This window comes from Idiomarina sp. H2, assembly GCF_004364275.1.
Classification (GTDB): domain Bacteria; phylum Pseudomonadota; class Gammaproteobacteria; order Enterobacterales; family Alteromonadaceae; genus Idiomarina; species Idiomarina loihiensis.
In genome coordinates this window covers 1-11,971 of sequence record NZ_SNZY01000006.1, presented here as the reverse complement: position 1 = coordinate 11,971, position 11,971 = coordinate 1, and the positions used below count along the sequence as shown (strand labels likewise).

At 45.2% G+C, this 11,971-nt stretch carries 12 protein-coding genes; 11 read left to right on the top strand and 1 reads right to left on the bottom strand.

The window, feature by feature from the left end; translation table 11 throughout:
• The first annotated feature begins 1 nt into the window (after position 1).
• The 11 genes from DET62_RS09135 (at position 2) to DET62_RS14600 (ending at position 10,408) form a co-directional block, all read left to right on the top strand.
• Entirely contained in the window at positions 2 to 1,528 is a 1,527-nt protein-coding gene (locus DET62_RS09135; RefSeq protein ID WP_110013662.1) for an efflux RND transporter periplasmic adaptor subunit, read from the top strand.
• A complete protein-coding gene (locus DET62_RS09130) occupies positions 1,521 to 4,646 on the top strand; it encodes an efflux RND transporter permease subunit (protein WP_053954058.1) in 3,126 nt (1,041 codons plus the stop codon). Before DET62_RS09135 ends, DET62_RS09130 begins: the two co-directional genes overlap by 8 nt.
• Positions 4,647 to 4,745: 99 nt before the next feature.
• Positions 4,746 to 5,123 (top strand): hypothetical protein, encoded by a 378-nt coding sequence (locus DET62_RS09125; protein WP_133540735.1) that lies wholly within the window; start codon positions 4,746 to 4,748, stop codon positions 5,121 to 5,123.
• Between the two features lie 93 nt (positions 5,124 to 5,216).
• Positions 5,217 to 5,555 carry a P-II family nitrogen regulator gene (locus tag DET62_RS09120; protein ID WP_034818190.1) on the top strand — a complete coding sequence of 113 codons (339 nt, stop codon included), beginning with the start codon at positions 5,217 to 5,219 and terminating at the stop codon, positions 5,553 to 5,555.
• A 57-nt stretch (positions 5,556 to 5,612) separates the two neighbouring features.
• On the top strand, positions 5,613 to 5,984 hold the full coding sequence (locus tag DET62_RS09115) for a hypothetical protein (RefSeq protein WP_034818188.1): 372 nt from the start codon (positions 5,613 to 5,615) through the stop codon (positions 5,982 to 5,984).
• 27 nt (positions 5,985 to 6,011) lie between these two features.
• The gene (locus tag DET62_RS09110) at positions 6,012 to 6,470 is read left to right on the top strand and encodes a hypothetical protein (RefSeq protein ID WP_006956218.1); all 459 of its coding nucleotides are present in this window, start codon (positions 6,012 to 6,014) and stop codon (positions 6,468 to 6,470) included.
• Positions 6,471 to 6,549: 79 nt separating this feature from the next.
• Complete coding sequence (locus DET62_RS09105; protein ID WP_110013661.1) at positions 6,550 to 8,811, top strand: heavy metal translocating P-type ATPase; 2,262 nt, start codon at positions 6,550 to 6,552, stop codon at positions 8,809 to 8,811.
• Between the two features lie 37 nt (positions 8,812 to 8,848).
• Entirely contained in the window at positions 8,849 to 9,202 is a 354-nt protein-coding gene (locus DET62_RS09100; RefSeq protein ID WP_110013660.1) for a cupredoxin domain-containing protein, read from the top strand.
• A 214-nt stretch (positions 9,203 to 9,416) separates the two neighbouring features.
• Entirely contained in the window at positions 9,417 to 9,860 is a 444-nt protein-coding gene (locus DET62_RS09095; RefSeq protein WP_243734935.1) for a hypothetical protein, read from the top strand.
• A gap of 92 nt (positions 9,861 to 9,952) precedes the next feature.
• Complete coding sequence (locus DET62_RS09090; RefSeq protein ID WP_133566291.1) at positions 9,953 to 10,222, top strand: DUF5676 family membrane protein; 270 nt, start codon at positions 9,953 to 9,955, stop codon at positions 10,220 to 10,222.
• Between the two features lie 45 nt (positions 10,223 to 10,267).
• Complete coding sequence (locus DET62_RS14600; RefSeq protein WP_153849795.1) at positions 10,268 to 10,408, top strand: cupredoxin domain-containing protein; 141 nt, start codon at positions 10,268 to 10,270, stop codon at positions 10,406 to 10,408.
• A 142-nt stretch (positions 10,409 to 10,550) separates the two neighbouring features.
• Here DET62_RS14600 and merA read toward each other — a convergent pair whose 3' ends face one another.
• Entirely contained in the window at positions 10,551 to 11,954 is a 1,404-nt protein-coding gene (gene merA / locus DET62_RS09080; protein ID WP_133566289.1) for a mercury(II) reductase, read from the bottom strand.
• Positions 11,955 to 11,971 lie beyond the last annotated feature (17 nt).

Here is an 11,971-nt window from a genome sequence, read left to right as displayed (position 1 = left end):
AATGAAAACAGTCACCAAATCTCTTATAAGTTTAGCTGTAGGCTTTGCAGTTGGCGCTGGCGCTATTGGCTATGTAATGCAATCGACTGAAGTGTCTGATCGTTCATCGGGCAATGCAGAAAAAGAGCCGTTATATTGGGTGGCTCCGATGGATCCCAATTATCGCCGAGACAAACCAGGAAAGTCTCCAATGGGGATGGACCTTATTCCTTACTATGGCGATGATGCAGAAGAGAGTTCACCAGGTACGGTGAGAATTGATCCCGACGTTATTAATAACCTTGGGGTTACAACTGCAACGGTCACCTTTTCGAGACTCAACCTGGATATCGAAACGGTCGGTTATGTTCAGTTTGATGAGAACCGAGTGCTGACAGTAAGTCCCCGTGTTGAAGGCTGGATTGAGAAGCTTTTCGTAAAAGCGGTTGGTAACTCGGTTAAAGCCGGCGAGCCTTTATACAGTATTTACTCACCGGAAATGGTTAATGCGCAAGAGGAGCTTGTATTGGCCTCGCAAAGAGGTAATCAGGTGCTAATTGATGCCGCTGAAGAACGCTTAAGAGCTCTGCAAGTCTCTGAATCTGAGATTAAGAAGTTAAAAGAAACTCGTAAAATTCAGAAAACAATCACGGTAAAAGCAAAGCAGTCCGGGGTATTGGATAGACTGACTGTGCGTGAAGGTGCGTTTGTAACGCCGAGTATGAATTTAATGACCATTGCTCAACTGGATAAAATTTGGGTTATTGCAGAAGTCTTTGAGCGGCAATTGAACCAGGTTGAGGTAGGCAATGACGTTCAAATGAACCTTGAGTATGCTCCAGGTAAAGAGTGGCAAGGAAAGGTTGATTATGTCTATCCGTCACTTAACCCTAAAACTCGGACGGGACAAGTTCGAATTCACTTCGACAACCCAGATGGTTTTTTAAAACCGGGCATGTTTGCGAATCTTAACATTAAGGCTGGTTTAGGCGACAAAAACTTAATCATCCCTAAAGAAGCGCTTATCCGAATGGGTGGTTCGAACCGAGTTGTACTGGCACTGGGTGATGGGAAATTTAAATCAGTTAATGTTGACGTTGGGCGGTTAGGGAGCTCGCGAGTTGAAATTTTATCGGGTCTTATGGCAGGTGATGACATCGTTACTTCAGCTCAGTTTTTGATTGATTCTGAGTCCAGTAAATCCTCTGACTTTAAGCGCATGCAACATGACACTGATGCTGATAACGAGAGCCATGGCAGTATGTCAAGTGACGCAGCAGCTCAAGCTGTCTGGGTTGAAGCAACCGTTAAAAATGTTATGCCTCAGCACTCGATGGTTACGCTGGAGCACGGTGAGATTTCTGAATGGGACTGGCCTGCAATGACGATGGACTTCGATGTTGCTTCGGATGTTGAACTTTCTCAGCTTAGCACGGGGTTATCCTTGCATGCGGAAATAACGCAAGTCGGGAAGCAACAGTACCAGCTCACATCGATTCATATTCCCGAGCAAAAACAAGTGACAGAGCAGGAGCATAACCATGATTAAGTCAGTCATTCGATGGTCAGTGAGTAACCGTTTTTTCGTTCTTCTGGCGACATTAATCCTCGTGGGTGTTGGTGCTTTTGCGGTTAAGAATACGCCCGTAGACGCACTGCCGGACTTGTCGGATGTCCAGGTGATCATTAAAACCAGCTATCCGGGTCAAGCGCCGCAGGTGGTAGAAGATCAAGTAACCTATCCATTAACAACCGCTATGCTGTCTGTCCCCGGCGCTAAAACCGTCCGTGGATATTCGTTTTTCGGCGACTCCTATGTGTATGTCATTTTTGACGAAGATACAGACGCTTACTGGGCGCGTTCGCGAGTACTGGAATATTTGTCTCAGGTTGCTCCGACACTGCCTTCTAATGCAAGACCGCAATTAGGCCCTGATGCAACAGGGGTTGGTTGGGTGTATTTGTATGCCTTGGTTGATCGTACGGGTAACCACAATTTGAGTGAGTTACGCAGTATGCAGGATTGGTTTTTAAAGTATGAACTGCAAACGGTCGAGGGGGTTTCGGAAGTTGCCGCCCTCGGCGGGATGGTAAAGCAGTACCAGGTGAAAGTGGATCCGGAGAAGCTGCGCGCATTCGATATTCCTCTTGCTCACATACAAAATGCTATCCAGCGAGGTAATCAGGAAGTGGGGGCGTCGGTGGTTGAAATGGCGGAAGCTGAGTATATGGTCCGGGCCTCAGGCTATATTGATGGTGTGTCAGACTTAGAGAGTATCCCGCTTGGCGTTGATGAAAATGGCACGCCATTATTGCTTAAAGACGTTGCTGATGTGGGTGTGGGCCCCCAAATGAGACGCGGTATCGCCGAACTCAACGGTGAGGGAGAAGCCGTGGGTGGTATTGTGGTAATGCGTTTCGGAGAAAATGCCCAAAAAACGATTGATGGCGTTAAACAAAAGTTGGAAGAATTAAAGTCTGGGCTACCAGAAGGTGTCGATATAGTCACTGTCTATGATCGTTCGGGGCTTATCTCGGATGCCGTGGAAAGTCTCTGGAAAAGTTTAATAGAAGAACTCGCTATTGTCGCGTTTATCTGTGTGATATTTCTCTTCCATGTCCGCTCCTCGCTGGTTGCCGTTATCAGCTTGCCTTTGGGTATTTTAACCGCGTTTATTGTCATGTATTGGCAAGGAATTAACGCGAATATTATGTCACTTGGAGGGATCGCAATCGCTATTGGCGCTATGCTCGATGGTGCCATCGTCATGATTGAAAATATGCATAAGCATATGGAAAAAACGCCACTGACAGCAGAGAACCGCTGGCGGGTGGTTGCCGCCTCTGCTTCAGAGGTGGGCCCTGCTCTTTTCTTTAGCTTGCTCATTATTACCGTCAGCTTTATGCCGGTATTTACCTTAGAAGCCCAGGAAGGGCGGATGTTTTCTCCGCTTGCTTTCACGAAAACTTACGCAATGGCAGCCAGTGCAGCCTTAGCGGTTACCGTTATCCCCGTGTTGATGGGATATTTTATCAGAGGAAAGGTAACACCTGAGGGGAAAAACCCGCTTAATCGGTTATTGATCGCCGGGTATAAACCGCTTTTAAAAGGCATTTTGAAATACCCCAAGACAGCAGTTGTCGGAGCGCTTGTTATCCTGGCCGTTGGTGTCTGGCCGATTGACAAAATTGGTAGTGAATTTATTCCAGATTTGGATGAGGGCGATTTGATGTATATGCCCACTACCTATCCCGGATTATCAATTGGTAAAGCAAGGGAGCTGTTGCAGCAAACCGACAAGCTCATAAAAACGGTACCGGAAGTGAAGACGGTTTTTGGCAAAATTGGTCGAGCGGATACCGCCACTGATCCGGCACCCCTAACGATGATTGAAACCTTTATTCAACTGAAACCGAAAGATCAGTGGAGAGACGGTATGACCACTGAGAAGTTGAAAAAAGAACTGGATGCGCTTGTAAAGTTTCCGGGGCTGACCAATGCGTGGGTTTACCCCATTAAAACTCGCATTGATATGCTATCGACAGGTATCAAAACGCCGGTAGGTATAAAAGTTGCCGGAGCCGATCTTAATGAAATTCAGACGATAGGGCAGCAGCTTGAAGCAATACTTGATGATGTCGATGGTACGGCTTCTGTTTATTCAGAGCGAGTGGCAGGTGGACGCTATGTCAAAGTTGACATAGAAAGAGAGCAGGCTGCACGTTATGGCTTGAACATTGAGGATGTGCAGCAGGTCGTTGCCACGGCTATTGGTGGAATGAATGTTTCAGAGACCATTGAAGGGCTTGAACGTTACCCAATAAACTTGCGCTACCCTCAAGATTACCGTGATTCGCCGGAAGAATTAAAGAAGCTACCTTTAGTTACGCCAAACGGGCAGCGTATTAGTTTGGCGGATGTGGCTGATGTCTACGTTGAACTTGGACCGCCGGCAATTAAAAGCGAAAACGCAAGACTTAATGGCTGGACTTTTGTCGACATTGAGGGAGTTGATGTCGGCACTTATGTTGAAAAAGCAATGAAGGTTGTAGAACAAGAACTCGAGTTGCCAGCAGGGTATTCAGTTACCTGGTCCGGGCAGTACGAATATATGGAAAGGGCAAAGGAAAAACTGACTTACGTGATTCCGTTAACGCTCGCGATTATTATCGTTCTTTTATATATGAACTTTCGAAACGCTACAGAAATAGCCATTATATTGGGAACTTTGCCTCTCGCATTGGTGGGGTCAATCTGGCTAATGTATCTTTTAGATTATAATTTCTCAGTTGCTGTAGCGGTTGGTTTTATAGCTCTAGCCGGTGTCACTGTAGAAATAGGAATACTAATGCTGACTTACTTAAACCAGTCCTATAATGAATATGAAAAAAGTCAGTTAGAGCATGGTAAAGCATTAACGAAAGACGGTCTCTCTCTTGCCGTAATGGAAGGGGCTGGACTTCGTGTTCGCCCCGTCATGATGACGGCCGTTTCTACAATTGCTGGTTTATTGCCTATAATGTTTAGTACAGGGACTGGGGCTGAGGTGGTTAGTAGAATAGCGGCGCCAATGGTTGGAGGAATGATCAGCGCTGTTATCTTAACCTTGCTCGTATTACCTGCTGTTTACTATTTGTGGCGTGGGCAAAAGGTTAAGCGTGTATAAGACCAATTATTTTAGTTAAGAGACGCACATCATTGATCTTGATCAATGATGTGCGCTAACAAGTATGCTAGGTTAAAATTCGGGATTGGGGACACACATATGGCTCAAACAAAATTTTTAGTTGTGCTTATGCTAGGAATAGTAATTCAACTATCCTTCCCAGCTGCTCCTGTCCATAATACTGCCTCCAGCGCAGAGCACGTAATCAACGTTAATCAGGCAGATGTTGCAAACGAGAGAAAAAGCAACATTCATTGTGATGACGACGAACAACCTGCCAGTAAAACGTGCTGTTATTGTTTAACTGACTCTGCTGATACATGTTTAATGGATGCGGGGTGCAACTCTGCAAGCTCACCTTTAGTATTAATTCCGTTCAATTTGCCAATAAAGTCAATTGGTTACTTGCAGCATCCTCTTTCATATGAAGGGAATGTTAAGCAAATGTCTTTTGATATTTTTTATCCTCCGAAATAGCTCCTGCTGAATTTCAATTAAAACTTTTTTCGAAATTTAATCATGCTAGATAGAGCTCTTAAGTTAAGTGACTTAAGGCTTGTAGGAGAATATATGAACCTATCTAAAATCACCGCTATTTTTGATCAACTTCGGCAAGACGCAGTGGAGGAGACTCTGGTTGGGTGTGGCGTTAGCGGCTTTACATTGTTTCCTGTTCGAGGTCGAGGCTATTACTTCGATAGTTATAACGATGATCACTTAGTTGAGCACGTACAGCTCGAAGTTTATGTGAACAGTGATGACGCGCGTGACGTTGCGTTTTTGGTAGTTGAAGCGGCCCATACCGGGGTATCTAACGAGGGCTTAGTCTGTATCTCGCCAATAGATGAATTGCTTTGGGTTCACGACAAACGAGCAGCGACTGATAAAGAACTCTCGTTACAACGTTAATATCGCGGCAACGTCGACTGAAGCATATTGGTAGTTTTAATAAATAGGACAGTACTGATGTCAACTAACGATCATAGAGCCGGAGTGCGGGAAATTAACTTAGTCAATCGCACGTTAAAGCTAAACACTGAGAGTGTGAAAAAAGTTCGCGAAGCGATTAACGAAATCGATCGCTTGGTTGGTCTTGATAGCGTTGCCTACGACTCTGACCAGAACTTGTTATCGGTCGCTTATGATGCCTCTAAAGTCGATCTGACTATGATAGAGGAAAAGCTCGGAATATTTGGTGTTGAAATAAATAGTGGCTGGTGGACTCACTTGAAAGAGGAATACTACAAATTTATTGATCAAAATATTAAAGATAATGCAGAGCATACACCGTGGAGTTGCCACAGAAGCCCGCCACGTACCAAAAGCAAACGAAAGTAACAATTAATTATAGGTAAGGAGTAAAAAATGCAAATAGAAACAATCAAAGATGTACTGAGTTGGACCGTTGATTTCCACAAAAACCTGAAGGAGTGTGTGACTCACTGCTCTAAACAAAACCAAGATGAACGAGCTCGGATGATTCTAAGCTACGTGTCGGGTCATGAAGCTAGCTTAGAGCGAATGGTTGAAGGTTTTTTGAATACAGCCAACCTAAATGCATTAGACACTTGGTGTTATGACTATATTGGGAAACATCCCATCGTTGAGCATGGGCACTGCGATTCGCCTTTTAAAGAGTTAGATACCGATCACATTATGGAGAAGGTTGTAAACCATCATGAGCAAGTCATAGAACTGTATGAACACCTATATTCCCGTGTTGATATAGATAGCGCAAAAGAGCTGCTAGAAACGGTAAAGAACGTTGAAGAAAATGAAATTAAACGAATGGTGCAAACTGCGAATCGATTTTCGGATATGTAGTGAGTGACGGTTTTATCGTTGGTACTTTGCGGGAAATAGCTGTTGCTTGGCTCGTTTCCCGTCAATAAGGAGCACTGGTATGGGTGTAAAAACTGAGGACGTTCGTAGTCGTTCCATTGAGGAACTCATTATCGAGGGAGCCGGTTGCGCGAGTTGTGTTGGCAAAATCGAAAATGCATTAAAGTCTGTATCCGGCGTGGAAAATGCTGAGATGAACTTTGCCCAGCGAACGGTCAGTGTGACTGGAACAGCAAATCCGAGCGCTTTAGTGAAAGCAGTAGAGAGGGCGGGGTATAGCGCTAAAGTAGCCACGTCCGAAAGTGACGGTGATGCGTTGGCAGAAAAAGAGCAAGCCGACTGGGCTTATTACAAGCGGCTGATGCGGGAGATGACCGTTGCGCTGTCGTTAGGTGTACCTCTCATGATTTATAGCCTTTTTGTTGGTGAAATGACGGTGACCACTGCCACAGAGCGTGTGACATGGTTAGTCGTAGGTATTCTAACGTTAGGTGTACTTTACTTTTCGGGCAAACACTTCTTCGTCGGTGCCTGGCAATCTTTGAAAAATCATTCCGCTAATATGGATACGCTGATCGCACTTGGTACTGGTACCGCCTGGTTGTATTCCATGGTGGTTGTATTGGTTCCGCACCTGGTTCCGGAAATGGCGCGTCACGTATACTTTGAAGCGACCGCAATGATTATCGGTTTGATCAATTTGGGGCTGGCACTTGAACTGAAAGCTCGTGGGCGCACGTCCGAAGCCATAAAACGTCTCATTGGTTTGCAGGCGAAAACCGCAAGGGTGATTCGTGACGATAAACAATTGGATATCGCTATCGAAGACGTACTCGAGGAGGACGTAGTACGTGTTCGTCCCGGAGAAAAAATCCCTGTTGATGGAAAAGTTATAGAGGGAAGTACCACCGTTGATGAATCTATGCTAACGGGTGAACCCATGCCCGTGGAAAAATCAGTTGGTGATGACGTTGTGGCGGGCACGATAAATAAAAGTGGTTCCTTTTTGTTTCAAGCGACAAGAGTCGGAAAAGATACAGCACTTGCTCAAATTATTAACATGGTGAAACGGGCGCAAAACTCTAAGCCCCCAATCGGTCGTCTTGCCGATATTATTTCAGCTTACTTTGTGCCAGTCGTTATGATTATCGCTGTTATCAGTGCTCTAGCTTGGCTTAACTTTGGGCCTGAGCCGGCACTGGCCTTTGCTGTGGTATCAGCGACCACTGTCTTGATTATTGCTTGCCCTTGCGCATTAGGCCTGGCGACGCCTATGTCGGTAATGGTGGGTGTAGGAAAAGCCGCAGAGGCAGGTGTGCTGATTCGCAATGGCGAAGCATTGCAAACAGCGTCGAAAGTATCGGCTATGATCCTGGATAAAACGGGCACCATTACACTTGGTTCTCCTAAAGTCACCGACGTATTAGTAGCGAGTGAGTACGATGAGCAAACCGTACTGCAACTTGCAGCGACACTTGAGTCTGGCTCTGAACATCCGCTAGCACAGGCGATAGTTGAGTCAGCCAGGGAAAGAGGGATTAAGACAAGTAAGGTCTCGAACTTCAACGCCATCGCTGGTCATGGCGTGGAGGCAGAAGTTGACGGGAAGTCCCTCCTTTTCGGTAATGAAAAGCTGTTGCGTGAACGTCAAGTTGAGCTCGGTAACTTTGTTGAAAAAGCCCAAGGCTTAGCTGCTGAAGCTAAGACGCCTATGTACTTTGCCGTTGATAATGAGTTAGCTGCAATTATTGCAGTTGCCGACCCGATAAAAGACGACTCCGTAGCCGCCATTAAACGTTTGCAAGATAACGGTGTGCGAGTAGTGATGCTTACTGGTGATAATCGCGCGACAGCAGAAGCAGTTGCTGAAAAAGTAGGAATTAAAGAATTTTTTGCCGAAGTTCTGCCGGAAGAAAAATCAAAAAAGGTTCAGGAACTGCAGATGGAAGGCGAAATTGTTGGTATGACGGGAGACGGTATTAATGATGCGCCAGCGCTAGCTATTGCCAATGTAGGCTTCGCTATTGGCACTGGGACGGACGTTGCTATTGAAAGTGCCGATATTACATTGATGCGTGGGTCGTTACATGGGCTTGCCGATGCGATCGCGGTGAGCAAGGCCACGCTGCGCAATATTAAGCAAAACTTATTTGGTGCTTTTATTTACAACGTAGCGGGTATTCCTTTTGCCGCAGGCGTTCTGTACCCGTTTTTGGGAATGCTATTGAGCCCGGTTATTGCTGGTGCAGCAATGGCTTTTTCTTCTCTTACGGTAGTGAGTAACGCTAACCGGTTACGCTTTTTCAAAGCCAAGAAACATTAACGCACCTTCTAACACTGACGCATTCAGGAGAATAAACATGTTATTCATTAATATTGCTGGTATCACTTTGATCGCGCTGATCGTCTGGTGGTTTTGGCTTTACAAGCCCAAGCAGATGAAGCTGGGAGAAGGTGATTGGGTGATTGCCGTCGAAAACGGCACCTACTCGCCTTCGAGAATAAACGTACCTGAAGGTAAGCCGGTTGAACTCAGGTTTCTGCGGAAGGATCAATCGCCTTGCTCTGAAACTCTGCTTATCCCTGACCTGGAAATCAGTGAAACGTTGCCTTTTAACAAATTAAAGCCAATTCAAATACCAGCACTGGAACCCGGAGAGTATGACTTTCATTGCCAGATGCAAATGTATCGGGGAAAAATCGTTGCTGGTTAAATGGCTTAAAACGTCCAGGTCACAATGAGAATTTTAAAAGTTTTCCGCTAGATTCAATGAAATTCAATTTCATCGAAGGCATTGAAGAATTCGGCGATGAATACTGCCGTTATATGGGATCTACGTCAGCGTGGGTTCCAAGATTTAACTGTAATGAAATAACGTCAAATTAATGAAACCAATACAATTTGGTCATAATCAAGAGGGTAATAGAATGAAAAAAGTACTTTCAGCTTTAACTATCACAGCTTTAATGGCCTCTCCTGTCTTTGCTGATGCTCAGCATAAACATGGCGATGATAAAAAAGGTTCAATGAGTGGAATGATGCACCATGAAAAAATGACATCAATGCATGAGCACATGCAGGAAATGCGCGATGCTATGAAAGAAATAAAAAGCGAATCTGACCCCAAGAAGCGTAAAGAACTCATGCAAAAACATATGAAGTCAATGCAGAAGGGCATGCAAATGATGAACCATGGGATGGATAAAGGCATGAACAAAGGAGAACATAAAAAGGGAGACAAAGCAGAGCAAATGGGCAAAGAGAATATGATGAATAAAATGAAAATGATGGAGCATCGAATGGATATGATGCAAAAGATGATGGAGCAAATGATGGAACACCAAAGTGAGGAAATGAAGCAGGGTAGTTAAGCGATATAAGGCATTCGCTTAAGATTAAGTGCGGTTATTTATAGGAATAAGTAGCCGCGCTTTTTATTTGATTTTGCAATTTTTTAGGACAAATGATGAAGCTTGATGCAAGTAAATTTGGTTTAGCAGCTGGCGCCGCCTTTGCTGTAGTATGGTCCATCTGCACTTTACTCGTGCTTTTTTGGCCTTCTAGCATGATGGCGTTAACAGAAAGCATGGTTCACGGTAAATTTTCTGGTTTCGAGTGGAATTTCAGTTTTAGTGGATTTGTTACGGGATTATTCGGGTGGTCCTTGGGAGCTATGATTACTGGCTGGCTAATTGTAACGTTATATAATAAACAAATGAAAACGGCTAAATGAGATTGTTGTCAAACTGGAAGCCTTTAAATCTGTTGCTCTGAAACTTTGCTTATTCCTGATCTGGGGATCAGCGATACTTTACCGACCAATAAGTTAAAGTTGATCGAATTGCCAGTATTAAAGACCGGAGAATACGATTTTCATTGTCAGATGCAAAGGTATCTAGGAAAACTTATTGTCAAATAAGTGAGACAAATAAGAGCTAATATGAATGAAAAAAAAGTGCTTATAACAACTATTATCACTCCTGAACTAGCTTAACCTATCACCAACCAGCAGCTAAACCCGAAATATTGGTAACTGTCCAGTGAAGTTAAGCTAGGTTATCTCACCCAGCGCAGCAAGATAATTGGCTAACATCTTTAGTAAACGTTTGAGCGCATAATTTTAAGCCTTCTACCATCGTAAGGTATGGGAAGAGCTCATCAGCCAACTCATTGACTGTCATTCCTGCTCTTATCGCCATTACAGCAGCTTGAATCAACTCACCAGCTTCTCCTGCGACGACTTGAACACCGAGCAGCCGGCCGCTGCCACTTTCTGCGACAATTTTTATAAACCCTTGGGTATCGAAGTTAACCAATGCCCGTGGGACATTTTCAAGGCCCAACGTGCGGCTTTCGGTGACGTAACCACCAGTTTTAGCATCAGCTTCTGATAAACCCACCGTGGCGACTTGTGGATCAGTAAAGATAACCTCGGGCATTGCACTGAGATCAAGATGCGCATCACCGCCCGTCATGTTAATAGCGGCTCGGCTGCCGCCTGCGGCGGCGACATAGACAAACTGCGGCTGATTCGTACAGTCGCCTGCCGCATATACTCTTGAGTTAGAGGTTTGCATGCGATCGTTAATCGTTATGGCACCGCGCTCGGTTTGTACGGCGATGGTTTCTAAATCGAGGTTTTCCGTATTGGGCGTGCGGCCTGTGGCCACGAGCAGTTGTTCTGCTTTTAATGTTCCGGCATTGGTTTTGAGAATGAAGTGTTGTCCGTCGTAACGCACTTCGCTGGCTTCTGTATGCTCAAGCACATTGATGCCTTCGTGATAAAAAACAGTGGCTATTGCCTCACCAATGGCAGGCTCGTCTTGGGATAACACCCGACTGCGAGCCAAAACAGTAACTTCACTACCGAGACGCGCGAAGGCCTGTGCTAATTCAAGAGCAACGACCGAGGCTCCAATAATAGCGAGGCGTTTAGGAATGTTACTTAGCTCTAATGCGCTTGTCGAAGTAAGGTAAGGGGTTTCAGCTAAGCCGGGGATGGGGGGTTGTGCGGGTCGGGCCCCGGTGCCGATAAAAGCACGGTCAAAGTAAACCGTTTGCTCACCGCCATCGCGAAGTGATACGGAAAGAGTTTCATCGTTTATAAAGCGGGCTTCGCCGTTAATAACGGTAATGGCGGAATTCTCTCTAAGAATACTCTGGTATTTGGATTCACGGAGTTCTTCTACCCGAGCCTGTTGTTGCTCGAGGAGAGCTGATCGATTTACCTTAAGAGTATGAGTACTTAAGCCTTTATCAAAAGGGCTTTCTCGCCGCAGTTGGGCGATATGAGCCGCTCGGATCATGATTTTAGACGGGACACAGCCAATATTGACACAAGTTCCGCCAATAGTACCTCTCTCAATGAGCGTCACTCGGGCACCTCTCTCGGTCGCTTTGAGTGCCGCAGCCATCGCACTGCCGCCGCTACCAATGACAGCAATGTGTAAATTGTTATTACTCATAACGGTTACTCCTTGGT

Excerpts from the sequence above, each read along its gene's own strand:
- DET62_RS09130 (WP_053954058.1), top strand. The coding sequence starts at position 1,521 with ATGATTAAGTCAGTCATTCGATGGTCAGTGAGTAACCGTTTTTTCGTT.
- DET62_RS09100 (WP_110013660.1), top strand. The coding sequence starts at position 8,849 with ATGTTATTCATTAATATTGCTGGTATCACTTTGATCGCGCTGATCGTC.
- DET62_RS09090 (WP_133566291.1), top strand. The coding sequence starts at position 9,953 with ATGATGAAGCTTGATGCAAGTAAATTTGGTTTAGCAGCTGGCGCCGCC.
- merA (WP_133566289.1), bottom strand. The coding sequence starts at position 11,954 with ATGAGTAATAACAATTTACACATTGCTGTCATTGGTAGCGGCGGCAGT.
- DET62_RS09125 (WP_133540735.1), top strand. The coding sequence starts at position 4,746 with ATGGCTCAAACAAAATTTTTAGTTGTGCTTATGCTAGGAATAGTAATT.
- DET62_RS09120 (WP_034818190.1), top strand. The coding sequence starts at position 5,217 with ATGAACCTATCTAAAATCACCGCTATTTTTGATCAACTTCGGCAAGAC.
- DET62_RS09135 (WP_110013662.1), top strand. The coding sequence starts at position 2 with ATGAAAACAGTCACCAAATCTCTTATAAGTTTAGCTGTAGGCTTTGCA.
- DET62_RS09110 (WP_006956218.1), top strand. The coding sequence starts at position 6,012 with ATGCAAATAGAAACAATCAAAGATGTACTGAGTTGGACCGTTGATTTC.
- DET62_RS09115 (WP_034818188.1), top strand. The coding sequence starts at position 5,613 with ATGTCAACTAACGATCATAGAGCCGGAGTGCGGGAAATTAACTTAGTC.
- DET62_RS09105 (WP_110013661.1), top strand. The coding sequence starts at position 6,550 with ATGGGTGTAAAAACTGAGGACGTTCGTAGTCGTTCCATTGAGGAACTC.
- DET62_RS09095 (WP_243734935.1), top strand. The coding sequence starts at position 9,417 with ATGAAAAAAGTACTTTCAGCTTTAACTATCACAGCTTTAATGGCCTCT.